Below are 24,812 nucleotides of genomic sequence, written 5' to 3'. Positions count from 1 at the left end.
AGATCGTCTGGGTATCCTATTTATTGTCCGCGTCGGCGAAGTCTTGCTCCGCCCTCACGCAGCCACCTTCTTTTTGAGCCCGGCGGCGTAACGCATGATCTCCTGCTCGGAAATCTCGTCGCCCTCGAGCACGCCGACGATCCGCCCCTCGCGCATGACGGCCACTCTCGTGCAGAGACCGATGACTTCAGGCATTTCCGACGAAACGACGATGATCGACCGGCCGTCCCGGGCGAGCGCCGAAATGAAATGATAGATCTGCTGCTTGGTGCCGACATCGATGCCGCGCGTCGGCTCGTCGATGATGATGATGTCGGGATCGGTCTCCATGACTTTGGCGAGCAGCAGCTTCTGCTGGTTTCCGCCCGACATGCGGCCCGCGACGATAGCGCTGTCGCGAACCCTGATGTCGAAACGACGTTTGGCTTTCGCCAGTGCGGCCGCCTCGCTGCTCGGGCTGAGATAGCCGTGGCGCGAATGCCGTCCGAGCGATTGCAGCGTCAGATTGGTCGCCATGCCGGAGCGCAGCAGCAGACCCTTCGACTTGCGGTCTTTGGTCATATAGGCGAGGCCGCAGCGATTGGCCGCGTGCACGTCGCCGGAGGGAACCGTTTGCCCTTTGATGACCACCTCGCCCTCGAGGCGGGGCCGCAGTCCCGCAATCGCCTCCATCAGCTCGGTACGGCCGGAGCCGATCAGGCCGGAAAACCCGATGATCTCGCCCTTGCGCACTTCGAAGCTCGCATCCCTGACATATCCCGTCGACACCGAAGAGACGCTGAGGACGATCTCCTCGTCGACATTGGGCTCGACCTTGGCCGGATAGAGGCTGGAAAGCTCGCGGCCGACCATCAGCTGCGCGATCGATTCGCCATCCAAAATGGCGGTCGGCGACGTCTTGATCCACTGGCCGTCGCGCAGCACCGTCACCCGGTCGGTCAGCTCCATCACCTCGTCGAGCTTATGGGACACGAAGACGAAGCTCGTGCCCTGGTCGCGAAGCTTGCGGACCTGCTTGAACAGCATATTGGTCTCTTCCCGCGACAACACGGCGGTTGGCTCGTCCATAAAGACGACACGGGCATCGCGACTGATCGCCTTGGCAATCTCGACCATTTGCTTGTCGGCGATGGAAAGCGTGCTGATCAAGGCATTCTCATCGACATGCGAACCGAGCACGTCGAGGACCTTGCGCGTTTCAGCCCGCATATACCTACGGTCGAGCACGCCGAGACGCGTAACCTCGCGACCGAGGAATAGGCTCTCGGTCACGGTCAGATGGTCGGCGAGGTTGAATTCCTGATGAATGATGACGATGCCGAGCGCTTCCGCAGCGCCATTCGCCGGCAGCACCAAAGGCTTGCCGTCGAGCAGGATTTCGCCGGAACTCGGCTGTTCGAAACCCGAGAGCACCTTGACGAGGGTGGATTTGCCGGCGCCGTTTTCGCCCATGAGCGCATGGATTTCGCCGGCGCGGAGATCGAAGTTGACGCTGAAGAGGACCTGCACGCCGCTGAAGGATTTACATATGCGCCTGGCGGACAGCACCACGGGTGCGGTGTCGGCGATCTCCACGGTCATTATGCCCTCCCCTAGAGCGCCGCACCCGGCAACGCTCCGCTTTGAACTAGCGCACATTTTCCTTGTGAAAACCGCCTTGGGCTCTCAAACAGGCACGCGCATGCGGCTCCCGACCGCTTCGAGCCTTATGTAAACCTTTACATAAAGCATGTAAAGGTTTACATCGTGGATTAACACAGATGAGTTGACGCTTACCTTTGACCTCTCGACAAGTCTGTGTAGTGTCGCGGCGAAGACAGCCTTAAGGCAGAGCCCAGTGTCGAATTCCACGCCCGCAACAATCGAAGACGTCGCCCGGATCGCCGAGGTCTCTATCGCGACGGTTTCCCGGGCGATCCACACGCCGGAGAAGGTCGCCAACTCGACGCGGCTCAAGGTCAACCAGGCGATCGCCATCACCGGTTATACGACTAATGCCATGGCGCGCAGCCTGAGGCTCGGCCGCTCCAACATGATCCTCGTGGTGGCGCCCGACATCGGCGATCCCAATTTCTCCAACATTCTCGTCGGACTGGAGAACGAGGCTCGCGCCCACGGCTACGGCGTCCTGATCGGCCACACCCAGAACGATGCCCAGCGCGGCTTGGAATATCTGAAATTCTTCAACTCCAACCAGGCGGCTGGGCTCATCCTCTTCACCGGCATCCTGCCCTTCGGTCACCAGACCATGACGGCGCGCCTACCGCCGAGTGTCGGGGTCTTCGAACCGGTCTTCAACGGCGGCATTCCCTATGTCGGCGTTGACGATACCGAGGGCGCGCGAAAGGCCGTGGATCTGCTGCTGGCCGAAGGCCATCGCAAGATCGCCTTCATCGGCGATTCCCGCACTCGGCTCGCCTATACCAGGCGCCGCATGGGTTATGATGCCGGTCTCGACGCTGCCGGCGTCCCGCCCGATTTGCGGATCGTGCTCGAAGGCGACGGCACGATCGAAAGCGGACGGCATGCGGTCGAGCAGCTTTTCATGCGCGACACGCTTCCGACCGCCTTTATGTGCGTGAACGACCAGACGGCGATCGGCGTCATGATCGGACTCGGCGCGCGAGGCTATGATATTCCGCGGGATTTCTCGGTGACCGGCTTCGACGATGTGCCGCAGGCCGTCTTCATATCCCCATCGCTGACGACGATCCGTCAGCCGAGAACGGCGATCGGGAAACAGGCGATGGCGCTGCTGCTGGAGCTCCTGTCCGACGGACAGCCAGCCGAGACGGAAATCCTGCTTAGGCCGGATCTGGTGGTGCGAAACTCCGTCTCAGCGCCGTCGCGCAACTGGTTGAAGCGCTGAACGGAGATGGCATAGCCGGCTAACAAATGCGCCGGCGACCGATGGCCGCCGGCGCCTGTCATCAGACGTAACGGTTGACGACGTTTTCGAGCAGTTCCTGCTTGCCGGATTTCGGCTGCGGGTTGACGTCCTTGCTCTCGACCCAGTTCGTGATCTCATCGAGCGAATACTCGCCGCGGAAGAGCTTCTGCGCCTCGGCCGTTTCCCAACCGGCATAACGGTCGGCAAGCGGCTGCGACAGAGCCTTGTCCTCGATCATCTTGGCAGCCGCCTTCAGGCCGCGGGCGCAGCAATCCATGCCGCCGATATGACCGATCAAGAGGTCTGCCGGATCGAGCGACTGGCGGCGCAGCTTCGCATCAAAGTTGGTGCCGCCGGTCTTGAAGCCGCCGCCCGCCAGAACGTGGTAATAGGCGAGCGCCATTTCCGGAACGTTGTTCGGGAACTGGTCGGTGTCCCAGCCGGACTGGTAGTCGTTGCGGTTCATGTCGATCGAGCCGAAGATGCCAAGCGCATTGGCAAGCGCCAGCTCGTGCTCGAATGAGTGGCCGGCAAGGATCGCATGGCCCTGCTCGATATTGACCTTCACTTCGTTTTCGAGACCGTGCTTCTTGAGGAATCCGTAGACAGTCGCAACGTCGTAATCATACTGGTGCTTGGTCGGCTCCTGCGGCTTCGGCTCGATCAGGATCGTGCCCTTGAAGCCGATCTTGTGCTTGTATTCGACGACGAGGTTGAGGAAGCGGCCGAGCTGGTCGAGCTCGCGCTTGAGATCGGTGTTGAGCAGCGTCTCGTAACCTTCGCGGCCGCCCCAGAGCACGTAGTTCTCGCCGCCGAGCTTCTGCGTAGCGTCGATGCAGGTCTTGACCGTCGCAGCTGCGAAAGCAAAGACGTCCGGATCGGGGTTGGTCGCCGCACCCGACATGTAGCGGCGGTTGGAGAAGAGGTTCGCTGTGCCCCAGAGCAGCTTGGTGCCGGTGGCTGCCTGCTTCTCGGCGAAATAATCGACGATCTCGTTGAGGTTCTTGGTGTTCTCGGCAAAGTTCTTGCCTTCAGGGCGCACGTCGGCGTCGTGGAAGCAGTAATAGGGCGCACCGAGCAGCGAGAAGAATTCGAAAGCGACGTCGGCCTTGAGCTTGGCGGCCTTCATCGTGTCTTCGAACCAGGGACGCAGGAAGGTCTGGCCGCCGAAGGGGTCGCCGCCGGGCCAGGTGAAGGTGTGCCAATAGGCCACCGCAAAACGCAGATGGTCTTCCATGCGCTTGCCGAGAACAATCTCGTCCGGCTGGTAATAGCGGAAGGCCAGCGGATTGGTGCTGTCAGGGCCTTCATATTTGATCTTCTGGATATCGCCGAAAAATCCGGTGCTCATATTGGGGTCTCCTTTGGGTTCGTATCTCTTGGCAGTTCTGAATTCTTGTCTGCGGAGGCAGCCCCTCATCCGCCTACCGGCACCTTCTCCCCGAGGGCAGAAGGGACTTGCCGCTACGTTGCAGCTCTTTCAAAGCCATTGCTGCGAACTCCCCCTCTCCCCCGGGGAGAGGGTAGGGTGAGGGGGCCGCCGGCTCGAGTTCTCAATGCGCCAGCGACTTGATCGCCGGATAGAGCGCCCGATAGCGCTTGTAAGCGTCCTCGTAAGCGCCCTTAAGCGCCGCGACCGGTTCGATCGTGCCTGCCGTCATCGGCGGCGTGCAGACGGCGATCGGATCCGCACCCGTCGCCGCGATTAGGCCGAGACGGGCCGCACCGAAAGCTGCGCCGAAATCGCCGTCGGCCGGTAGATCGACCGGAACGCCGAGCGCCGTCGCGATCGACGCCAGCCAATATTGCGAGCGCGAACCGCCGCCGATTGCCGTCACGCGGGAGATGCCGGTGCCGGCCGAACGCAGCGCTTCGAGATTGTCGCGAATGGCGAAAGCCACGCCTTCGAGCACGGCCTGGGTCAGCGCCGCGCGGCTGCTTTCATGCCCGAGCCCGATAAAGGCCCCGCGGATGACGGCATCATTGTGTGGCGTACGCTCACCGGAGAGATAGGGCAGGAAGGTGACGCCGCTCGGCGCCTTCAGTGTCTCGCCGAGTTCGCCTGTGAGATCAGCGGCCGATTTGCCGGTCACACCGGAATGCCAGTTGAGCGCATCGGTGGCCGAGAGGATGACGCCCATCTGATGCCAGGTGTTGGGCAGCGCATGGCAGAAGGCATGCACGGCGCTTTCCGGCTTCGGCAGATAGGAGCCGTTGGCGGCAAAAAGCACGCCCGAGGTGCCGAGTGAGACGAAGGCCGCGCCATCGCTGACCGTGCCCATGCCGCAGGCCGAGGCTGCATTGTCGCCCGCGCCGCCGGCAACGACGACCGAGCCTGATATGCCCCACTGGGCCGCGAGTTCGGACCGCAGTCTGCCGGCCTGATCGGTCCCTTCGACAAGCGCCGGCATCTGCTCCCTCGAAAGGCCGGTGGCGGCAAGCAGTTCCGACGACCAGCCGCGCTTGCCAGTATCGAGCCAGGAGGTGCCTGCCGAATCCGACATTTCGGAGATATATTCGCCGGTCAGCCAGAGACGCAGATAATCCTTCGGCAACAATACCTTGGCGACCTTCGCGAAAGTCTCAGGCTCATGCTTCCTGATCCAGGCGAGCTTGGGCGCCGTAAAGCCGGGAAACACGATATTGCCGGTCAGCGCCCGGAAACGCGGGTCGGCGTCGAGTGCGGCGGCTTCGACGTGACTGCGTGTATCGTTCCAGAGAATGCAGGGCCGCAATACCTTGTCGCTCGCGTCGATCAGCGTGGCGCCGTGCATCTGGCCCGAAAGGCCGATGCCCGTGACTGCGGCGAACTCCTTTGGATGTTTCGCCTTGAGGCCGGCCACGGCCTCCTCGGTCGCGCGCACCCAGTGAGCCGGTTCCTGTTCCGACCAGCCGGAATGCGGGCGCGAGACGTCGAGCGCACCGTTGGCCGAACCGACGATCTTCTGGTCGCCGTCGATCAGCATCGCCTTGACGCCGGAGGTTCCGAGATCGAGACCGAGATACATGTGGCATTCTCCCTTTGCCGTTACGGCAGATTGTCCTTCAGGAATATGTCGAGGCGGATACGCTCCTGCGCTTCGATGACGGCGAGCCCGTCCGCCTTGGCCTTCAGCACGCGAATGGCGCTGCGCACCTCATGACCGGCATTCTGATTGAGGATCGCATCAATCGTGTTGTCGATGAGCGCCGTCCGCGTGTGGGCGGTCAGCTCGTGGGCAATGACCGTCAGCGTCCGATCGACGGCCTTCTCCTTCAGCGCCCGGATAAGGCCGCGATTGCCTGCCCCGAGACTATAGACGCCGATAATGTCGGCATTCCCAAGTGCCTCGGCGACGAGCATATGGGCGATCTCAGGATCGTCACGCCCTTCCAGAACCGGAAGGATCGCAAGATTGGGAAACTCCTCCGCCACGACCGAGGTGAATCCTTCCAGCCGCTCGCGATGGTCGCGCACCAGCATGGAGCCGGCGAGCACGGCGATCTCGCCCTTTCGCGGCCCGAGGAATCGGCCGAGCAGGCGGGCCGCCGTGCGGCCTGCCGCGATATTGTCGACGCCGGCGTAGTGATGGCGCAGCGATCCGGTAAGATCGGACACCAGCGTGACGATGGGAAAGCCCGCATGCACCAGCCTGTCGACGACGGCATGCACTTCAGGCGCATCGGTCGCAACCATTGCGATGCCGCAAGGTTTTTCGCGGGAAAGCCCGTCAAGCACGGCGACAAGAGCGGCCGGATCGAAGGCAGGCACCTCGATGGTGCGAATATCGGTGCGTTCGGCCGGCGAGCGAAGGATCGCCTGCCGGATTTCGGCATTGAGCCCGTGCATGAAGGAATTGTCGCTGGCCGGCAGGATGAAGACCAGCGGATAGGTGCGACCCTTGGCGAGATTGGCGGCGGCGACGTCCCTGACATAACCGAGTTCGCGGATTGCCGTCTCGACCTTCTCCCGCGTGACATGGCGCACACCAGGACGCTGGTTGAGCACCCGGTCGACAGTCGCGAGACTGACGCCCGCCGCAGCGGCGATATCGTGAACAGTTGGCCTCATCATTCCTCCTGACGAGACCATTAGCGCCAAATTTGATGTACGTAAATCAAAAAATCCAGCGGCGCGATTTCCGCATTATTTTACCGGCATTACCGCCCGTTGGCATCGATTCGATCAGCGCCCCCCTGATGACACAGAGGCCTGAAAACCGCAACAAAAAGGCCCTCCGAAGAGGGCCTTTTCAAGGGACGGGGCCGGAGGTCAGTGGCCGCCGCCACCTCCTCCGCCGCCTTGCGGCGCGGGTTTCTTGATCATGGCGACACCGAGGATCATCGCAACGAACAGCGCAGTCAGGATGAGGAACACATCGCTGAAGGAAAGGATGACCGCCTGCTTGGTGGCGAGGCCGACCATCTGCTTGATCGCGACTGAAGTGCCGTCCATGCCGTAACTGCTGAAATTGGCAGTCATGTTGTTCATCTGATCGATCGCCGCCGGATTGCCCCAGTCCATATTCTCCCGCAGCCGCTCGTAGTGCACATCCTGCCGGCTGGTGAGCACGGTATTGATGACCGCGAGACCAACGGCGCCGCCGAGGTTTCTAGTCAGGTTGAATAGGCCGGACGCGCCGCGGATGCGCGACGGCGGCATCGTGCCGAGCGCGATGTTGTTGATCGGCACCATGCACATCATCAGGCCGAACCCGCGCAGGATCTGCGGAATGAACAGTTCATAGAAATCCCAATCCGCCGTCAGGTGGATCATGATGTATGTGCCGGCGGCGAAGCTGATGAAACCGATCACCATCATCAGGCGCAGGTCCATCTTGGTCGACAGCCGCCCGGCGATCGGCGCGGTGAAGAACATCGCAAGGCCAGAGACGAACATCGTCTCGCCGATCATCAGCGAATCATAGCCGCGGATACGCCCGAGATAGACCGGGTAGATATAGGTAAGGCCGTAAAGGCCGATGCCCATGACGAAGGAAAACACCGAGCCGAAGGAGAAATTCCTGTTCGCAAAGGCCTTGAGATCGACTACGGGAAACTCCACCGTGAAGGCGCGATAGAAGAAGACGATGGCCGCGACGCCGGAAGCGACGGCAGCCAGCGCAATGGAATTGTCGTTGAACCAATCGTTCGAGTTGCCCTCTTCGAGCACATATTCCAGCGCGCCGAGGAAGACGCCCATCGAGATCAGCCCCCACCAGTCGAACTTCTTGAAGAGCGACAGTTCCGGCTTGTCGAAGTCGATGAAGTTCCAGGTAACCAGCGTGACGATGATGCCCGGAACGATATTGACGAGGAACAACCAGTGCCAGGAGAAGGCGTGGCTGAGATAGCCGCCGACGGTCGGGCCGATGGTCGGCGCCAGCGTCGCGATCAGGCCGATGATCGGCGAGACGATGCTGCGCTTCGACGGCGGAAAGATGGTGAAGGCGGCCGCGAAAACCGACGGGATCATGCCGCCGCCGATGAAGCCCTGGATGGCGCGGTAGACGATCATCTGGTCGATATTCGTCGCCGTCGCCGCAAGCGCACTCGCCATGGTGAAGCCGGCGGCCGAGATCGCGAAGAGGTAGCGCGTCGAGATGATGCGCGCCAGCGTTCCCGAAAGCGGGATCATGATCACTTCCGCGATCAGATAGGCCGTCTGCACCCAGCCGATTTCGTCGGAACCGGCCGACAGGCCGGCCTGAATTTCGGCAAGCGAAGCAGAGACGATCTGAATGTCGAGGATCGACATGAACATGCCGAGCACCATCGCGAAGAAGGCGATGAGCTTCCTCGGATCCATGCGATCTCCGGCGTGGGCAGGCACCGCCGGCATCGTTCCCGCTGTTGCTGTCGCGCTCCCGGCCATCGGACCACCTCCGCCTTTCCTTTTGCTGGAATTGCTCCGAAGGTTTACTTGTTCGGTGCCGTGCGGGTATCGACGTCGACGACGACGCTGAGGCCCGCGCGCAAACGCCCGCTGTCGAGCGCATCCTGCGGCAGCGCAATGCGCACCGGCACACGCTGAATTACCTTGGTGAAGTTGCCCGTGGCGTTTTCCGGTGGCAGCAGCGAAAAGACCGAACCGGAGGCCGGCGAGATCGATTCGACGGTACCGACGATCGGATGGTCGTCATAGGCATCAACATGGACGTTGACCTTCGAGCCTGGAACGAGATGCTGGATCTGCGTTTCCTTGAAATTGGCGTCGATATAAAGCTGGCGCACCGGAACGAGCGCCATCAGGCGCTGGCCGGGCGAGACCAGATCGCCTTCCTGGATGGAACGATTGCCGACGATGCCGTCATAGGGCGCCTTGAGCACAGTGAAGGAGAGGTCGCGGGCGGCCTTGTCGCGCTGGATTTCCAGCGTGCGGACGGAACCTTCGGCTTCCCTGCGTTGGGCTTCGAGGATGGCGATATTGGCCTGTGCCGCCACGATATTGGCGTCGCCGCCGGCAAGATTGGCCTTGGCCTGATCGAGGGCCGTATTAGCATCATCGAGATCCGCGGTGGTGCCGACCGACTTCGCCTGCAGGTCGCTCTGGCGCTTCTGCTTGATTTCCGCGCCGCGAACCGTCGCTTCGAGGGCAGTCTTCTGGGCCTGAGCCTGCACGAGGCTCGCCTTGGCGCCTTCAATCTGCGCATCAATACGGCTCAGCGAAAGCTGCTCGGTCGCGATCTGGGCATTCGCCTGATCGAGGGCATTTTGGTAGTCGCCGTTATCAAGGGTAGCGAGAACGTCGCCTGCCTTGACTTCCTGGTTGGCGACAACATTCACCTTCGCGACATAGCCGGTAACCTTCGGCGAGATGGTCGCGATATCGCCTTCGATATAGGCGTCGTCGGTCGACACCATGAACCGGCCGTTCATCCACCATTCGTATCCATACCAGCCGCCGCCCGCAAGCAGGGCAAGCACGACGATCGGCAGCACCGGGCTGCGGCGCTTCTTTGCCGAAGCAGCAACCGGGGCCTCGGCCGGCGCCGATTGCGCGGGAGCAGCCGGCTTTTCCAGGGCTTCCGCCGTCGGAGCCTCTGCAACCACCGCGACCTTTGCCTCTTCGGGCTCGGCGTTTTCGCTGACGATACGCGCGACGTTGCTTTTCTGGTTGCTCGACATGGCCACTTTACCGATCTTTGGAGTAATAATCGAACTGAACGGTTCGGTTCAGTTGACATAAACCTGTTTTATCGTCATATCAAGATGTATAGAACCAATCGGTTCGATTTCTTTTAAGGAAAATGCGAAACCGTAAACACGGTTAAGGAGACATGACGTTAAAACCCGACCACGCCGCCGTATTCAGCCCTCCCGCTGCCGGAGGCCGATTTGCTGCGGGCGAAGATCCGGCCAAGCGCCAGCAAATTCTTGCCGGCGCCAAGCGCGTGTTCATGAAAATGGGCTTCGACGCCGCCAGCATGAACGACGTGACGCGCGAGGCCGGAGTCTCCAAGGGAACGCTCTACGTCTATTTCACCAATAAGGAAGAACTGTTTTCGGCGATGATCGAGACCGAGCGCGCCGCTTTCGTGGCGGCCGTGCGCACGGCGCTTGCCGAGCATGACGACCCCGAAGCCGGCCTGTACGAGTTCGGGATAAGCTTCGTCACCCACATGACCGATGAAAAGGTCATCAGCGCGATGCGCACTGTTCTCGGCGTTCGCGACCGCATGCCCGAGCTCTGTCAACGCTTCTTCAAAGGACCGGTAAACCTGCGCACCATCATGCGCGACTTTTTGGAACAGCATGTCGCCGAAGGCCGGCTCGAGATCGACGACATCGATCTGGCCGCGGGCCAGTTTCTCGATCTTGCCAGCGGCAGCTTCTTCAAGCTCCGTCTGTTCGGCAGCATGGAAGAACCGCCGACTCGTGAGGAAATCGACCGCGTCATCCGCGGTGCGATCAAGGTCTTCATGGCAGCCTACGGCGTGCGCCGGCACGAGACTGCCTAACCCCGCACCGTTGACTGCCGCTCTCCTTCGGCCAAAACTCCGCAAGAACGATCAAACCCGGCTGCCGGCTTTTCTCTAAGGAAGAAGCCGCAACCAAGGGAGCGAGGATGAGCGCCGTCGCAAGGGCGATCTGGTTTATAGAGAGCCATTTCGAGAGCGATATATCGCTGGAAGAGATATCGGAAGCCGCCGGATTGTCACGCTATCATCTGTCACGCGTCTTCGGGCTCGTCACCGGCCACTCGATCAGCAGCTATATCAGGGGGCGGCGCCTCAGCCGCGCCGTGCCCGCGCTGGTCGGCGGCTCATCCACCATTCTCGAGGTTGCGCTTTGCGCGGGCTACGGCTCGCACGAGGCTTTCACCCGTGCCTTCCGCGACCAGTTCGGCATGACGCCGGATGCGGTGCGCAGACAGGGGCACGCCCGCAATCTTGTCTTGCTGGAGCCGATCAGAATGGACCCCGCCCACCTCAACGCCCTCGAACCGCCCCGCTTCGAAAAGCGTCAACCGATGCTCCTTGCCGGCCTGCAGGAGACCTATCCCTATGGCGGTAACGCCGCCATCCCCTCTCTCTGGCAGAAATTCAACGCCCATTTCGGTCATGTTGCAGGCCAAAAAGGCAATGTCGCCTACGGCGTCTGCACCCATATCGATGGCGAAGCGGAGAAGTATCGCTATATGGCCGGCGTCGAGATCTCCGATGCCAGCGACCTTCCGCCGGATTTTACGACGCTCAGGCTTCCGGGCCAACGCTACGCTGTCTTCACCCATCGCGGCCATGTCTCCGGCATTTCCTCGACCATGAACCGAATTTTCGGCGTATGGTGGCCAACGTCTGGCCTGGAACACGGCGAGACGCCCGACATGTTCGAACGTTACGACGAACGCTTCGATCCCTATACCGGGATGGGCGTCACTGAAATCTGGCTACCTGTCAGGGAATAAAAGTCACATCGATTTCGTATATCCCCTTGCGGCGCTTGTGCAGCAGGCCGCGGACACTACATTGCGGGCGTCATCGGTGACGCAAGGGGATATAAGCTAATGCAGGAAATCATGACGCTCATTCAGGACCCGGCCGCCTGGGTGGCGCTCATCACACTGGTGGTGATGGAAGTCGTTCTCGGTATCGACAACCTGATCTTCATTTCCATTCTCACCAACAAACTGCCGTCCGAGCATCGCGAGAAAGCCCGCCGGATCGGCATCGGCCTTGCCCTGGTCATGCGCCTGGCGCTGCTCGGCACCGTAGCCTGGATCGTACAGCTGACCGAACCGCTGTTTACGGCCTTCGGGCACGGCTTCTCCTGGAAGGATCTGATCCTGATCGCCGGCGGCCTGTTCCTCGTCTGGAAAGCCACCAAGGAAATTCACCACACGGTCGACCCGGTGGATCATCAGGAGGATTTCATCGCGAAGTCCGCCACCACGGGTTTTGCATCGGCCATCGGCCAGATCCTGCTGCTTGACCTGGTCTTCTCCGTCGATAGCATCATCACCGCCGTCGGCATGACGCCGCATCTGCCGATCATGGTGATCGCCGTCATCGCCGCCGTCACCGTCATGCTGGTTGCCGCGACCCCGCTCGCCAACTTCATCGAGAAGAATCCAACGATCGTCATGCTGGCGCTCGCCTTCCTGCTGATGATCGGTACGACGCTGATCGCCGAAGGCATGGGTTTCCATGTGCCGAAGGGTTACGTCTACGCCGCCATGGCCTTCTCCGCACTGGTCGAGGTGCTGAACATGTTCGCACGCAACGCCCGCAAGCGGAAACGCGAAGGCGCGCATTGAGGCTGATACGGGAGAGCGCGCCGCAACCGGTGCACTCTCTCAGCGCCGGCAAGCCGTTGCGGACGCGGTTTTTCTTGACGCGCCCGGTTGAATATGGCCTAAGGCCAGCCGAACGGACGATCGGCGAATGGTGCGGGCGAATGCCCTTTATCGGCCGGTTTGCCGATGAAGATATCTGCATCCTTCCGGCCGAACCTTGCTTTCCCGTGAAAGCAGTCCGGCTTCATTGACGGGCACATACAATGACAAATTCCGGGACAGCTTCCGGCGTCCGCGTCCGCATCGCTCCCTCGCCGACCGGCGAGCCGCATGTCGGCACCGCTTACATCGCTCTCTTCAACTACCTCTTCGCCAAGAAGCACGGTGGCGAGTTCATCCTGCGCATCGAAGATACCGATGCGACGCGCTCGACCCCGGAATTCGAGACGAAGGTGCTCGACGCGCTGAAATGGTGCGGGCTGGACTGGAAGGAAGGCCCCGATATCGGCGGCCCCTACGGCCCCTATCGCCAGTCCGACCGCAAGCCGATGTATCAGCCCTATGCACAGGAATTGCTGGACAATGGCCATGCCTTCCGCTGTTTCTGCACGCCCGCGCGGCTGGAGCAGATGCGCGAGGCGCAGCGCGCCGCCGGAAAGCCGCCGAAATATGATGGCCACTGCCTCAATCTGACGGCGGAAGAGGTGACGTCACGCATGGCGGCGGGCGAAGCCGCGGTCATCCGCATGAAGATCCCGGCGGAGGGTTCCTGCGACTTTACCGACGGCGTCTATGGCGACGTGTCCATTCCGTGGGATTCCGTCGACATGCAGGTCCTGATCAAGGCCGACGGCATGCCGACCTATCACATGGCCAACGTCATCGACGACCATCTGATGAAGATCACCCATGTGGCGCGTGGCGAGGAATGGCTGGCTTCGGTGCCGAAGCACATCCTGCTCTATCGCTATTTCGGCTGGGAGCAGCCGGTCTTCATGCATCTGTCGCTGATGCGCAATGCCGACAAGTCGAAGCTGTCGAAGCGCAAGAACCCGACCTCGATCTCCTATTACTCCGCGCTCGGCTATATCCCCGAGGCGCTGATGAACTTCCTCGGCCTGTTCTTCATGCAGATCGCTGAAGGTGAAGAGCTGTTGACGATGGATGAGCTCTCCGAGAAGTTCGACCCCGAAAACCTTTCCAAGGCCGGCGCGATCTTCGACATCCAGAAGCTCGACTGGCTGAACGGCCGCTGGATCCGCGAGAAGCTCTCCGAAGAGGAATTCCAGGCGCGCGTGCTGACCTGGGCGATGGAGAACGACCGCCTGAAGGCTGGCCTGCGCCTGTCGCAGACCCGCATTTCCAAGCTCGGCGAGCTGCCCGATCTCGCCAGCTTCCTGCTGAAGTCCGATCTCGGCCTGCAGCCGTCCGACTTCGCCAAGATCAAGTCGCCGCCGGAGGAGATCCTCGAGATCCTCAACACCGTTCAGCCGGATCTCGAAAAGATCCTGGAATGGAATGTGGAGACGATCGAAGCGGAATTGCGCGCCATCTCCGATCGCATGGGCAAGAAGCTGAAGGTCGTGGTCTCGCCGCTCTTCGTCGCCGTCTCCGGCTCGTCGCGTTCCCTGCCGCTCTTCGATTCCATGGCCATCCTCGGCCGCTCCGTCGTGCGCCAGCGCCTCAAACTCGCCGCCCAGGCGGTCGCCGCCCTCGTCGGCTCGAAGTAAGAATAGTCAGAGGATTTCGACAGTGGCTGACAACAAGACCGAAAACACCCTCTCCTCCGACGCGACCGAAGTGCGCGCCCAGAAGCTGAAGCTGCTGCGCGAGCAGATCGGCGAGGTCTATCCGGCGCATTTCCACCGGACGCTGACCAATGCCGAGCTTGGCGCCAAGTATGAATCTCTGGAACCGGACGTCGAGACGCAGGATGTCGTCACCGTCGCCGGCCGCGTCTATTCCTCGCGCAACTCCGGCATGTTCATGGATATCCGCGACGCTTCCGGCAAGATCCAGATCTTCAGCCACAAGGACACGACGCCGGAAGAGGCCCGCGACCTGCTGCCGATGATCGACATCGGCGACATCATCGGCGTCACCGGCATCGTGCGCCGCACCAAGCGCGGCGAACTGACGATCAACGCCCAGAAGATCGAAATGCTGACCAAGTCGCTGCTGCCGATGCCCGAGAAGTGGCACGGCCTCTCCGACATCGAGCTGCGCTATCGCAAGCGCCATCTCGACATCATGACCAATGAGGATTCGAAGCTGCGCTTCCAGCAGCGCTCGAAGATCGTCTCCGGCATCCGCCGTTTCATGGAAAATGACGGCTTCATGGAAGTCGAGACGCCGATGCTGCATTCCGTCTATGGCGGCGCCACCGCCGAGCCGTTCAAGACGCATCACAACACGCTGAAGCTCGACATGTACCTGCGCATCGCGCCGGAATTGTTTCTGAAGCGCACTCTGGTTTCAGGCCTCACCGACAAGGTCTTCGAGATCAACCGCAACTTCCGCAACGAAGGCGTTTCCACTCGGCACAATCCCGAATTCACCATGATGGAGTGTTATTGGGCCTATGCCGATTACGAGGACATGATGGATCTCGTCGAGCGGCTGTTCGAGACCCTGGCGCTCTCGATCCACGGCACCACGGAATTCGACTTCGTCGACAAGCGCCTCTCCTTCAAGGGACCGTTCAAGCGCGTGCCGATGCCGGATGCCGTCAAGAAAGCGACCGGCATCGATTTCCTCGCCATCAAGACCGATGAGGAAGCCCGCGCCGCCGCCAAGGCTGCCGGCTTTGCGGTCGAGAAGGACTGGACCTGGGGCGAATGCCTCGCCTTCATCTTCGAGGAAAAGGTGGAAGCGACACTGATTCAGCCGGCTCACGTCACGCATTTCCCAAAGGACATCTCGCCTTTCGCCAAGGAAGTGCCGGGCGAGCCGCGGCTTGTCGAACGCTTCGAGACCTATTGCAACGCCTGGGAACTCGGCAACGCCTTCTCCGAGCTCAACGATCCCGAAGAGCAGCGCCGCCGCATGGTCGAGCAACTGGAACAGGCGCTCGCTCGCGGCGAGAAGGAAAAACAGCTGGACGACGAATTCCTCGACGCGATCGACCAGGGCATGCCACCTGCCGGCGGCCTCGGCATCGGCGTCGACCGGCTGATCATGCTTCTGACCAACGCTCCGTCGATCCGCGACGTCATTCTCTTCCCGGCCCGCCGCAACAAGGCCGACTGACAGGAAAAGAATCGGAAAATGCAAAGCGGGGTGCCGGCCGGCGCTCCGCTTTTTACATGCCGCCCGTTCAGTGGGCCTTGGGGGCTTGCGCCGGCGGCTCTTCGGCCGGCGCCTCGGCCACCGCATCGGCGCCGTGACTCTCTGCAGTTGGCGGCGCTTCGCTTTCGGCAGCCGGTGCCGCGCCGTGTCCGCCGCCCTCGGCCTTGTTGTCCTTATCCTCAGTCTTCTTGCCCGTCGCCTCGCCCTTGGTCGATGCAACGGCGACCGGATCGACACAATCCTCGGGATCCTTGAACGAAGCGCTGATCATCGCGATCTCGTCGGCCGGCAGTTCGATGCGCTCGCCGAAGAACAGCCCGTTTTCGCTGGCCTTGCCGTCATAGTAGCGTGCGGTATAGCGCTTGTCGTCGAGGCCGGGAACGGTCTTGTCCGGATGCGGGATGAAGACGACATCAGCTCCGATCGCCCGACCGCGAATATCGGCACGCAGCGTCGGGCCGTTCTCATCAAGCACCACCACCTGTACCAGATCCGGTTTCTGCGCGGCATAGACGGCCTGGGCAACACGAAGTGCAGTCCTGACCCGCGTCATGCCATCGGTCGGTTCGGTCTTGATGTATTTGCGGACCCAGACATGATCCTGCTTCCTGATCGTCACGAGGTTGACGTCGCTGCATTCGAGCCCATGACCGCCACCAGAGACGCCGACCAGCCTGTCCTTGCCGACATAAAGCGCCGCGCCGCCGGAAACGCCCGCCAGAAGCGCGACTCCGCCGATGATGATTGCCAATTTCCGGGAAGGCCGGAATATGCGCAGTAAGGCCTTCACGCCAACTGCTCCGCCATCTCAAACTCCAACGCAGGACAGGTGCTGAGAATGCTAGGGAAATGACGTTTCGGAAAGTTTAAGTGGCTGCGCCGAGCTCGCTCCATTTCAGGAAAATCCCAAAAAAGGTCCGAATTTATCGGCTGCTTGCCACGGCACATTCCGCCATGCTCTAAACGCCCATGGCCTTCACGCTTCGCCAGATCCAATACTTCGTGGCCGTCGCCGAACAGGGTTCGGTGACGCGAGCCGCGCAGAACCTTTCGATCTCCCAATCCTCGGTGACGGAAGCGCTGAAGGAGCTCGAAACTGATCTCGGCGTCGAACTCTTCGAGCGCCATCCGCGCGGCCTGACGATCACCCACAACGGACATCAGTTCCTCCGTCACGCGACCAAGATTCTCGCCTCCGTCTCCGATGCGCGAACCAGCTTCTCCGGCCAGCAGAGTGCTCTCTCCGGCACGTTGAACATCGGCGTCACCTCGCTTGTCGCCGGCTATGTGCTCTCCGATCTGCTGGCGCGATACCGCCGCGCCTGCCCGGGCATCGAAGTCAGCGCCATCGAGGACAATGGCGGCTACCTCGAACATCTCCTGGTCGGCGGCGAACTCGACGTGGCGGTGATGGTGATATCCAATCTGCGCGACCGCATGGCGCTGCAGGCGGAAATCCTCGAAACCTCGCCCTATCGCCTCTGGCTGCCGATGGGCCATCCGCTGGTGTCGGCCGATATCATCTCCGTCGCCGATATCGCCCGCGAACCACTGATCATGCTGACAGTCGACGAGATTGAGGAGAATACCGGCAAGCTGCTCTCCGCACTCGGCGCCCGCCCGCATGTCGCCTTCCGCACCCGTTCGGTGGAAGCGGTGCGCAGCCTGGTGGCCACGGGCGCCGGCGTGGCGCTGCTTCCCGATCTCGTCTACCGCCCGTGGTCGCTCGAAGGTGACCGCATCGAGAGCCGCGACGTCTCCGGCTCGCTGCCGGTGGTCCAGGTAGGCATGGTCTGGCGCAAGGGCTCCAGCCTGCCGCAGGCGGCGCGCGATTTCGTCGGCATCGCCGAAACTCTGCGTTCCGGTCGAATCCGCTGATATCGGAATTTCCGATATCGCCTTTCTGATAAATGAATTTGCGAAACCGGGTTTTTCGCGTCACTTTTTCAGCCGGGAACAAATTGCCACAAAGTGGCACCAAACCGGGAGACGAACGATGACGAATCTGTTGAAATCCTGCACGGCAGCGCTCGCCTGCCTGAGCTTCGCGACACAGGTGGTCGCCGCCGAACCGCTGAAGGCCTTGGGCAAGGGGGAAGGCGCGGTCAGCATCGTCGCTTGGGCCGGCTACATCGAACGCGGCGAAACCGACAAGAATTACGACTGGGTCACCGGCTTCGAAAAGGAGACCGGCTGCAAAGTGTCCGTCAAGACGGCCGCCACGTCCGATGAAATGGTGTCGCTGATGAACGAGGGCGGTTTCGATCTCGTCACCGCATCTGGTGACGCGTCGCTCCGCCTCATTGCCGGCAAGCGTGTCCAGCCGATCAATACCGATCTGATTTCGAGCTTCAAAAATGTCGACAAGCGCCTGCAGGAGGGCCCGTGGTACACGGTCGGCGGCGTACATTACGGCGTGCCCTATCTCTGGGGACCGAACGTGCTGATGTACAATACCGATGCCTTCAAGGACAAGGCGCCGACCAGTTGGGGCGTCGTCTTCGAGGAGCAGACCCTGCCGGACGGCAAGTCGAACAAGGGCCGCGTGCAGGCCTATGACGGCGCGATCTATATCGCCGATGCGGCCATGTATCTGATGGCCCACAAGCCGGATCTCGGCATCAAGGACCCGTATGAACTCACCGAAGACCAGTACAAGGCCGCTCTCGACCTTTTGCGCGGCCAGCGCAAGCTCGTCTCGCGCTACTGGCACGACGCGATGATCCAGATCGACGACTTCAAGAATGAAGGTGTCGTCGCCTCCGGCTCCTGGCCCTTCCAGGTCAACCTGCTGCAGGCCGACAAGCAGAAGATCGCCTCCACCTTCCCGGATGAAGGCGTCACCGGCTGGGCCGACACGACAATGCTGCACGCCGACAGCGAACATCCGAACTGCGCCTACATGTGGATGGAACATTCCCTTCAGGCCAAGGTCCAGGGCGACGCCGCCGCCTGGTTCGGCGCCGTGCCCTCCGTTCCCGCCGCCTGCAAGGGCAACGAGCTGATGGGCGAAACCGGCTGCGCCACCAACGGCTTCGATCACTTTGACAAGATCAAATTCTGGAAGACCCCGGTCGCCAAATGCGCAACGCAGAACGAATGCGTGCCCTATCACCGCTGGGTGTCGGATTACATCGGCGTGATCGGCGGACGGTGAGCCGATCCGATCGTATGCGTAAGAATCCCTCCCCAACCCCTCCCCACAAGGGGGAGCGGCTAAGAGTGGCACCGCCAAATCTGCCGAAACACCAAGGTATTTGCGAAGGGGTACGGCGGGTTAAGCCCCTCCCCCTGGGGGAGGGGCTTGGGGCGGGGTCTATATTGGCCAGGACCAAGCCCTCTTTAAACAGACAAGACCCGGAGTCCTCTCATGACGTCAGCCGTCCGTTTCCAGCAGGTATCGCGCCATTTCGGCCAGGTCCGCGCCGTCGACGGTGTCGATCTCGAGATCGCGCCGGGCGAGTTCTTCGCCATGCTCGGGCCGTCCGGTTCCGGCAAGACGACGTGCCTCAGATTAATCGCCGGCTTCGAACAGCCGACATCAGGCCACATCCAGATTTTCGGAGAGACGGCCGACGGCATTCCGCCCTACCGCCGCAACGTCAACACCGTCTTCCAGGATTACGCGCTCTTCCCGCATCTCAACATTCTCGACAATGTCGCCTACGGGCTGATGGTCAAGGGCGTCGGCAAGGCGGAGCGGAAGAAGGCGGCCAGCGATGCCCTCGAACTTGTCAAGCTGCCGGGCTACGGCGCTCGCCGCCCCGGCCAGCTCTCCGGCGGCCAGCGGCAGCGCGTGGCGCTCGCCCGCGCGCTGGTCAATAAGCCGAAGGTGCTGCTGCTCGACGAGCCGCTCGGTGCGCTGGACCTGAAGCTGCGCGAGCAGATGCAGGAGGAATTGAAGAGCCTGCAGCGCGCGCTCGGCATCACCTTTGTCTTCGTCACCCATGATCAAGGCGAGGCGCTGTCGATGGCCGATCGCGTCGCTGTCTTCAACAATGGCAATATCGTCCAGCACGGCACGCCGCAAGATATCTACCGCTGCCCGAAGACCCGCTTCGTCGCCGATTTCGTCGGCTCGTCAAATGTGATCGCGCCTGATCTGATGGCCGCGCTCGGCGGCGAGAAACGCTGGGCGAGCCTGCGCCCCGAGGCGATCCGGCTGGCAAGCGATGGCATCGAGGCGAAGGTCAAGCATGCGAGCTTCCTCGGCGCCGCCACCCGTCTCAGCGTCGATCTGAGCGGCAGCCGGCTGCATGTCACGCTGCCGGCAGGCACGCCTGTGCCGGATGTCGGCGCCGGCATCCGGCTCACCTGGCAGCCCGCCGATATCCACTACATGGACGATGTGGCATGACGGCACTCATCATCTCCGACGGCAAGACATCGATCCTTCCGGCACGCAGCGGCGTCTTCGGCCGAATGTCGGATGCCTTCTGGCGACACCCGAAACTGCTGCTCTTCCTGATGCTGACGCCACCGCTGCTTTGGCTCGGCATCATCTATATCGGCTCGCTGATCGCCCTGCTTCTGCAGAGTTTCTTCTCGATCGACGATTTCTCCGGACTGGTGAATTACGAATTCACCCTTGCGACCTACGCCCAGCTTCTGAGCCCGACGAACTTCGACATCATCATCCGCACCGTCATGATGGCCGCGTTCGTCACCATCGCTTCTGCATTGATTGCCTTCCCGATCGCCTACTACGCGGCGCGTTATGCGCAGGGCAAATGGAAGGTGCTGTTCTATCTCGGCGTCATGCTGCCGCTCTGGTCGAGCTATCTCGTCAAGATCTACGCCTGGAAGCTGATCCTCGCCAAGGAAGGCATCCTGACCTGGATCTTCGAACAGCTCCATCTCTCCTGGCTTCTCCAGGGCGTCTTGAACCTGCCCGTCGTCGGCGGCAATTCGCTTTCGGTCAGCTACCTCGGCACCTTCATCGTCTTTGTCTATATCTGGCTGCCCTACATGATCCTGCCGACGCAGGCCGCGCTCGAGCGTGTGCCCGGCAACCTGATAGAGGCCTCGGCGGATCTCGGCGCGACACCGCGCCAGACCTTCCGCACCGTGCTGTTGCCCTTGGCGCTGCCGGGCATCGTCGCCGGTTCGATTTTCACCTTTTCGCTGACCCTCGGCGATTACATCATCCCACAGATCATCGGCTCGTCCAGGCTGTTCATCGGCCAGGCCGTTTATGCGCAGCAGGGAACCGCCGGCAACGTGCCGCTGGCGGCCGCCTTCTCGGTCGTGCCAATCGTCATCATGGCGCTTTATCTGTCGCTCGCCAAAAGACTGGGGGCCTTCGATGCGCTCTGACCTCAAGACATCGCCGCTGCCCCTGAAGATCGCCGCCGCAGGCGGGCTGCTCTTCCTGCACCTGCCGATCCTGCTGATCTTCGTCTATGCCTTCACGACGGAGGAGAAGAGCTATCAGTGGCCGCCACCCGCGTTGACGCTGCAATGGTTCGCCGTTGCCTGGAATCGGCCAGACGTCTGGTCGGCGCTCGGCCTTTCCGTGCAGGTCGCCGTCATCGCCACCGCGATCGCGCTCATCCTCGGCACGCTCTGTGCCGCGGCCGTCAGCCAGACGAAGTTCTTCGGCCGCGAGGCGATCTCGCTGCTGGTCATCCTGCCGATCGCGCTTCCCGGCATCATCACCGGCATAGCGCTGCGCTCCGCCTTCAGCCTCTTCGACATCCCGTTCTCGGTCTGGACCATCGTGCTCGGCCACGCCACTTTCTGCGTGGTGGTCGTCTACAACAACGCCGTCGCCCGCTTCCGCCGCACCTCCGGCTCGCTGATCGAAGCCTCGATGGATCTCGGCGCCGACGGCTTCCAGACCTTCCGCCATGTCATCCTGCCGAATATCGGCACCGCCTTGCTTGCCGGCGGCATGCTCGCTTTTGCCCTGTCCTTCGATGAGGTCATCGTCACCACCTTCACCGGCGGTCAGCAATCGACCCTGCCGATCTGGATGCTCGAAGAACTCATCCGCCCGCGCCAGCGCCCCGTCACCAATGTGGTCGCCATGGTCGTGGTGCTCGTCACCTTCCTGCCGATCCTGGCAGCCTATTACCTCACCCGCGACGGCGACCAGATCGCCGGCGCCGGCAAATAACAGGGAGAACATCATGGATACGCAAATGTTGATCGGTTCCCGCTTCGAAAAAGGCACGGAGACGGAAGAGCACATCCTGAACCCGAAAACTGGCGAGACGGTCACCGACCTTCCCGAAGCCTCGCTCTCCCAGGTCGATGCCGCCGTCGATGCCGCCGAAAAAGCCTTCAAGAGCTGGTCGCAGACGACGCCTTCCGAACGCTCGAGTTACCTGTTGAAGATCGCCGACGCTATCGAGAAGGATGCCGCCGGTTTCGCCGCGCTGGAAGCGCTGAACTGCGGCAAGCCGATCAATTCAGTGCTGAACGATGAAATCCCGGCGATCGTCGATTGTTACCGCTTCTTCGCGGGGGCAGTGCGCAACCTGCACGGACCGGCCGCGGGCGAATACCTGCCCGGCCACACCTCGATGATCCGCCGTGATCCAATCGGCATCGTCGGCTCGATCGCGCCGTGGAACTATCCGTTGATGATGATGGCCTGGAAGCTGGCGCCGGCAATCGCCGGCGGCAATACCGTCGTCTTCAAGCCGTCGGAGCAGACGCCGCTGACCGCGCTGAAGATGGCGAAGCTGCTTTCCGATATCCTGCCCGAAGGCGTCGTCAATGTCATCCTCGGCCGCGGCGAAAGCGTCGGCAATGCGCTGATCAACCATGCCAAGGTCAACATGGTCTCGATAACAGGCGATGTCGCCACCGGCAAGAAGGTGCTGCAGGCCGCCGCCAAGACCGTGAAGCGTACTCATCTGGAACTCGGCGGCAAGGCCCCGGTTATCATCTTCGACGACGCCGACATCGATGCCGTCGTCGCCGGCATCCGCACCTTCGGCTATTACAATGCCGGTCAGGACTGCACCGCGGCCTGCCGCATCTATGCTGACGCCAAGGTCTACGACAATTTCGTCGCAGATCTCTCTTCGGCCGTCTCAAGCATCCGCTTCAACCAGGCCGACGATACCGAAAACGAGATCGGTCCGCTGATCTCCAGGCGCCAGCGTGACCGCGTCGAAAGCTTCGTCGCCCGCGCTTCCGAGCACAAGCACATGGAAATCACCACCGGCGGCAAGGTCTCCGGCGACAAGGGCTTCTTCTTCACCCCGACCGTCATATCAGGCGCCCTGCAGGACGACGAGATCGTCCGTCGTGAGGTCTTCGGCCCGGTCGTCTCGGTCACCCGCTTCTCCGACGCCGATGATGCCATCGCCTGGGCGAACGACAGCGATTACGGCCTCGCCTCCTCGGTCTGGACCAGGGATATCGGCCGCGGCATGAAGACCGCCGCCCGCCTGCAATATGGCTGCACCTGGATCAACACCCATTTCATGCTGGTCAACGAGATGCCGCATGGCGGCCTCAAACAGTCGGGCTACGGCAAGGACATGTCGGTCTATGCGCTGGAGGATTATACCGCCGTGCGTCACGTGATGATCAATCATGGCTGACGGTGAAACCGGCAGGATTATAGGAGCCAATGGCAGAGAACATCATCCGATTTCGCGCGTAGTGGAACAATTTCCCGGTTGCCGCGTCTTCTCAGGCAAACGCAAAGGATGATGTGTCATGCTGAAATGGGCTCTGATATTCTTCGTTATTTCGATCATCGCCGGCTTCTTTGGCTTCTCCGGCGTTTCCGCCGCCACAGCGACCATCGCCCGCGTGCTCTTCGGTATCGCGCTGGTGATTTTCCTGATCTTCCTGGTTCTGGCGTTGATGGCCGGCCAGGCGGTCTTGTAACCGAGCACCGCACAAGCCGGAGCAATTCCGCGGCTCGGAGCCGCGGAATGTTCATGGCGCGCAAAAGCTTGCAGCCAATTGGCTACATCATCGCCCTCAGCCAGGGATGAAGGCTGCTACCCCGCTTTCTCAGCAGGTTGTCGATCGATATCGACCCCGCCCCCGAAGCCACCAGGACGAACATGCCGCCGGCAATCGCCAGATCCTTCTCGAAATGCAGGAGCTCGTTCTGGCTGTCAAAATTCGTGTGAAACATCAAGGCGGTCGCCAGGCAGAAGAAGGCCAGCGCTAACGCGCCAAGCCGGCTGAGGAAACCCGCGGCAATGGAAAGGCCGGCGCCGAGCTGAAGTGCTATGACAGCAAATGCAACCGGCGTGGCAAGCCCCAGTTTTGCGAAAGTGTCGACGGTCGCGCTGATATCTGATGCGAGCACCGAACCTTCATGCAGGAAGATCAGCGACAGGAGCAGCCTGCCCAGGAGAAGAATGAAATCGGCCAGTTGAGACCGGCTTGCGGCGCTATCCATTACACCCTCCGATTTGCAGAGAACAGGCGGCTTGGCCGCCCGTTCTCACGTTCATGGACTCGTCAGTTGCCACCCTTGGCAGCGATGGCCTTTTGCAGGTCTTCGAGTTCTTCGCAGCCGCTTGGGCAAAGTTGCTTCAGCGATGATAGCTGCTCCTCCGCCTTCGCCATCTCGCCCGTTTCGGCAAAGAGCTCGCCGAGATATTCACGCGCAGCCTTGTGATCGGGTTGAAGCTCAAGTGCTTTGGTGTAGTAGGTCAGCGACGATCTGTAGTCGCCGGTCTTGCGCAGCGTATACCCCATAAGATTATAGACATCTGCCTGTTGATTGTCTTCGGCAAGACCGCGAAGCTCCGCCAGGGCGCCGGCATAATCCTTAGCATCGATCTTGGCGCGTACCGACGTCAAATCGGGAGCGTCCGTCGATTCCATATTATCGACAGCAAAAGCGGGAAGCGCCCGTCACCGCGGAGAAGCCCGCGGATATGGCGCAGAGCCAGATGAATCCGAGAATGAGATATTTCATCATGATGATCTCCATTC

21 protein-coding genes and 1 pseudogene are annotated in these 24,812 nt (G+C 61.4%); 13 read left to right on the top strand and 9 right to left on the bottom strand.

Features of this window, described 5'->3' with window-relative positions; translation table 11 throughout:
• Positions 1–54 precede the first annotated feature (54 nt).
• Entirely contained in the window at positions 55–1,581 is a 1,527-nt protein-coding gene (locus J7U39_RS00480; RefSeq protein ID WP_210629782.1) for a sugar ABC transporter ATP-binding protein, read from the bottom strand.
• Between the two features lie 256 nt (positions 1,582–1,837).
• Between J7U39_RS00480 and J7U39_RS00475 the strand changes: the two genes are divergently transcribed.
• On the top strand, positions 1,838–2,869 hold the full coding sequence (locus tag J7U39_RS00475; protein ID WP_097597195.1) for a LacI family DNA-binding transcriptional regulator: 1,032 nt from the start codon (positions 1,838–1,840) through the stop codon (positions 2,867–2,869).
• A 61-nt stretch (positions 2,870–2,930) separates the two neighbouring features.
• On the opposite strand, the gene xylA is transcribed toward J7U39_RS00475, so the two are convergent.
• The 5 genes from xylA to J7U39_RS00450 form a co-directional block, all read right to left on the bottom strand.
• Positions 2,931–4,241: a xylose isomerase gene (gene xylA, locus J7U39_RS00470; protein ID WP_210629781.1), complete on the bottom strand. Its 1,311-nt coding sequence runs from the start codon at positions 4,239–4,241 to the stop codon at positions 2,931–2,933.
• 202 nt (positions 4,242–4,443) lie between these two features.
• Positions 4,444–5,898 (bottom strand): xylulokinase, encoded by a 1,455-nt coding sequence (gene xylB, locus J7U39_RS00465; RefSeq protein WP_210629780.1) that lies wholly within the window; start codon positions 5,896–5,898, stop codon positions 4,444–4,446.
• A gap of 20 nt (positions 5,899–5,918) precedes the next feature.
• Positions 5,919–6,941: a LacI family DNA-binding transcriptional regulator gene (locus J7U39_RS00460; RefSeq protein WP_210629779.1), complete on the bottom strand. Its 1,023-nt coding sequence runs from the start codon at positions 6,939–6,941 to the stop codon at positions 5,919–5,921.
• A 201-nt stretch (positions 6,942–7,142) separates the two neighbouring features.
• Positions 7,143–8,744 carry a DHA2 family efflux MFS transporter permease subunit gene (locus tag J7U39_RS00455; RefSeq protein ID WP_210629778.1) on the bottom strand — a complete coding sequence of 534 codons (1,602 nt, stop codon included), beginning with the start codon at positions 8,742–8,744 and terminating at the stop codon, positions 7,143–7,145.
• Between the two features lie 44 nt (positions 8,745–8,788).
• Positions 8,789–9,997, bottom strand: a complete 1,209-nt coding sequence (locus J7U39_RS00450; protein WP_210629777.1) for an HlyD family secretion protein — start codon at positions 9,995–9,997, stop codon at positions 8,789–8,791.
• Positions 9,998–10,149: 152 nt separating this feature from the next.
• On the opposite strand from J7U39_RS00450, the gene J7U39_RS00445 reads away from it, so the two are divergent.
• The 5 genes from J7U39_RS00445 to lysS all read left to right on the top strand — a co-directional run bounded on the left by J7U39_RS00445 (position 10,150) and on the right by lysS (position 15,854).
• Entirely contained in the window at positions 10,150–10,830 is a 681-nt protein-coding gene (locus tag J7U39_RS00445) for a TetR/AcrR family transcriptional regulator (protein ID WP_210629776.1), read from the top strand.
• A 107-nt stretch (positions 10,831–10,937) separates the two neighbouring features.
• The gene (locus J7U39_RS00440; RefSeq protein ID WP_210629775.1) at positions 10,938–11,777 is read left to right on the top strand and encodes an AraC family transcriptional regulator; all 840 of its coding nucleotides are present in this window, start codon (positions 10,938–10,940) and stop codon (positions 11,775–11,777) included.
• Positions 11,778–11,876: 99 nt separating this feature from the next.
• Complete coding sequence (locus J7U39_RS00435) at positions 11,877–12,626, top strand: TerC family protein (protein WP_210629774.1); 750 nt, start codon at positions 11,877–11,879, stop codon at positions 12,624–12,626.
• Between the two features lie 242 nt (positions 12,627–12,868).
• The gene (gltX, locus tag J7U39_RS00430) at positions 12,869–14,335 is read left to right on the top strand and encodes a glutamate--tRNA ligase (protein ID WP_210629773.1); all 1,467 of its coding nucleotides are present in this window, start codon (positions 12,869–12,871) and stop codon (positions 14,333–14,335) included.
• Between the two features lie 22 nt (positions 14,336–14,357).
• Positions 14,358–15,854 carry a lysine--tRNA ligase gene (gene lysS / locus J7U39_RS00425; RefSeq protein ID WP_210629772.1) on the top strand — a complete coding sequence of 499 codons (1,497 nt, stop codon included), beginning with the start codon at positions 14,358–14,360 and terminating at the stop codon, positions 15,852–15,854.
• A gap of 67 nt (positions 15,855–15,921) precedes the next feature.
• Here lysS and J7U39_RS00420 read toward each other — a convergent pair whose 3' ends face one another.
• Positions 15,922–16,683 (bottom strand): hypothetical protein, encoded by a 762-nt coding sequence (locus J7U39_RS00420; protein ID WP_210629771.1) that lies wholly within the window; start codon positions 16,681–16,683, stop codon positions 15,922–15,924.
• Positions 16,684–16,862: 179 nt separating this feature from the next.
• Between J7U39_RS00420 and J7U39_RS00415 the strand changes: the two genes are divergently transcribed.
• The 7 genes from J7U39_RS00415 to J7U39_RS00385 all read left to right on the top strand — a co-directional run bounded on the left by J7U39_RS00415 (position 16,863) and on the right by J7U39_RS00385 (position 23,744).
• Positions 16,863–17,771 (top strand): LysR family transcriptional regulator, encoded by a 909-nt coding sequence (locus J7U39_RS00415; RefSeq protein ID WP_210629770.1) that lies wholly within the window; start codon positions 16,863–16,865, stop codon positions 17,769–17,771.
• A 118-nt stretch (positions 17,772–17,889) separates the two neighbouring features.
• A complete protein-coding gene (locus J7U39_RS00410) occupies positions 17,890–19,050 on the top strand; it encodes an ABC transporter substrate-binding protein (protein WP_210629769.1) in 1,161 nt (386 codons plus the stop codon).
• Positions 19,051–19,263: 213 nt separating this feature from the next.
• Positions 19,264–20,250 (top strand): ABC transporter ATP-binding protein, encoded by a 987-nt coding sequence (locus tag J7U39_RS00405; protein ID WP_210629768.1) that lies wholly within the window; start codon positions 19,264–19,266, stop codon positions 20,248–20,250.
• On the top strand, positions 20,247–21,209 hold the full coding sequence (locus tag J7U39_RS00400) for an ABC transporter permease (protein WP_210629767.1): 963 nt from the start codon (positions 20,247–20,249) through the stop codon (positions 21,207–21,209). Before J7U39_RS00405 ends, J7U39_RS00400 begins: the two co-directional genes overlap by 4 nt.
• Positions 21,199–22,011, top strand: a complete 813-nt coding sequence (locus tag J7U39_RS00395; protein WP_210629766.1) for an ABC transporter permease — start codon at positions 21,199–21,201, stop codon at positions 22,009–22,011. Before J7U39_RS00400 ends, J7U39_RS00395 begins: the two co-directional genes overlap by 11 nt.
• A 13-nt stretch (positions 22,012–22,024) precedes the next feature.
• Positions 22,025–23,452 (top strand): gamma-aminobutyraldehyde dehydrogenase, encoded by a 1,428-nt coding sequence (locus J7U39_RS00390; RefSeq protein ID WP_210629765.1) that lies wholly within the window; start codon positions 22,025–22,027, stop codon positions 23,450–23,452.
• Between the two features lie 118 nt (positions 23,453–23,570).
• On the top strand, positions 23,571–23,744 hold the full coding sequence (locus tag J7U39_RS00385) for a DUF1328 domain-containing protein (protein WP_004678026.1): 174 nt from the start codon (positions 23,571–23,573) through the stop codon (positions 23,742–23,744).
• 82 nt (positions 23,745–23,826) lie between these two features.
• Here J7U39_RS00385 and J7U39_RS00380 read toward each other — a convergent pair whose 3' ends face one another.
• Together J7U39_RS00380 and J7U39_RS00375 are read right to left on the bottom strand one after the other, a co-directional pair.
• Positions 23,827–24,270: a DoxX family protein gene (locus J7U39_RS00380; RefSeq protein ID WP_210629764.1), complete on the bottom strand. Its 444-nt coding sequence runs from the start codon at positions 24,268–24,270 to the stop codon at positions 23,827–23,829.
• 62 nt (positions 24,271–24,332) lie between these two features.
• A pseudogene (locus J7U39_RS00375) lies at positions 24,333–24,798 on the bottom strand (tetratricopeptide repeat protein).
• Between the last annotated feature and the right edge of the window lie 14 nt (positions 24,799–24,812).

Origin of the sequence: Rhizobium sp. NLR16a (assembly GCF_017948245.1) — a bacterium.
Classification (GTDB): Bacteria; Pseudomonadota; Alphaproteobacteria; order Rhizobiales; family Rhizobiaceae; genus Rhizobium.
Note: the sequence above shows the minus strand (reverse complement) of the source record. Positions and strands in the feature narration are given on the sequence as shown.

Coding starts and splice junctions, on each gene's coding strand:
- J7U39_RS00480 (WP_210629782.1), bottom strand. CDS start 1,581: ATGACCGTGGAGATCGCCGACACCGCACCCGTGGTGCTGTCCGCCAGG.
- xylA (WP_210629781.1), bottom strand. CDS start 4,241: ATGAGCACCGGATTTTTCGGCGATATCCAGAAGATCAAATATGAAGGC.
- xylB (WP_210629780.1), bottom strand. CDS start 5,898: ATGTATCTCGGTCTCGATCTCGGAACCTCCGGCGTCAAGGCGATGCTG.
- J7U39_RS00460 (WP_210629779.1), bottom strand. CDS start 6,941: ATGAGGCCAACTGTTCACGATATCGCCGCTGCGGCGGGCGTCAGTCTC.
- J7U39_RS00455 (WP_210629778.1), bottom strand. CDS start 8,744: ATGGCCGGGAGCGCGACAGCAACAGCGGGAACGATGCCGGCGGTGCCT.
- J7U39_RS00450 (WP_210629777.1), bottom strand. CDS start 9,997: ATGTCGAGCAACCAGAAAAGCAACGTCGCGCGTATCGTCAGCGAAAAC.
- J7U39_RS00445 (WP_210629776.1), top strand. CDS start 10,150: ATGACGTTAAAACCCGACCACGCCGCCGTATTCAGCCCTCCCGCTGCC.
- J7U39_RS00440 (WP_210629775.1), top strand. CDS start 10,938: ATGAGCGCCGTCGCAAGGGCGATCTGGTTTATAGAGAGCCATTTCGAG.
- J7U39_RS00435 (WP_210629774.1), top strand. CDS start 11,877: ATGCAGGAAATCATGACGCTCATTCAGGACCCGGCCGCCTGGGTGGCG.
- gltX (WP_210629773.1), top strand. CDS start 12,869: ATGACAAATTCCGGGACAGCTTCCGGCGTCCGCGTCCGCATCGCTCCC.
- J7U39_RS00415 (WP_210629770.1), top strand. CDS start 16,863: ATGGCCTTCACGCTTCGCCAGATCCAATACTTCGTGGCCGTCGCCGAA.
- J7U39_RS00410 (WP_210629769.1), top strand. CDS start 17,890: ATGACGAATCTGTTGAAATCCTGCACGGCAGCGCTCGCCTGCCTGAGC.
- J7U39_RS00405 (WP_210629768.1), top strand. CDS start 19,264: ATGACGTCAGCCGTCCGTTTCCAGCAGGTATCGCGCCATTTCGGCCAG.
- J7U39_RS00400 (WP_210629767.1), top strand. CDS start 20,247: ATGACGGCACTCATCATCTCCGACGGCAAGACATCGATCCTTCCGGCA.
- J7U39_RS00395 (WP_210629766.1), top strand. CDS start 21,199: ATGCGCTCTGACCTCAAGACATCGCCGCTGCCCCTGAAGATCGCCGCC.
- J7U39_RS00390 (WP_210629765.1), top strand. CDS start 22,025: ATGGATACGCAAATGTTGATCGGTTCCCGCTTCGAAAAAGGCACGGAG.
- J7U39_RS00385 (WP_004678026.1), top strand. CDS start 23,571: ATGCTGAAATGGGCTCTGATATTCTTCGTTATTTCGATCATCGCCGGC.
- J7U39_RS00380 (WP_210629764.1), bottom strand. CDS start 24,270: ATGGATAGCGCCGCAAGCCGGTCTCAACTGGCCGATTTCATTCTTCTC.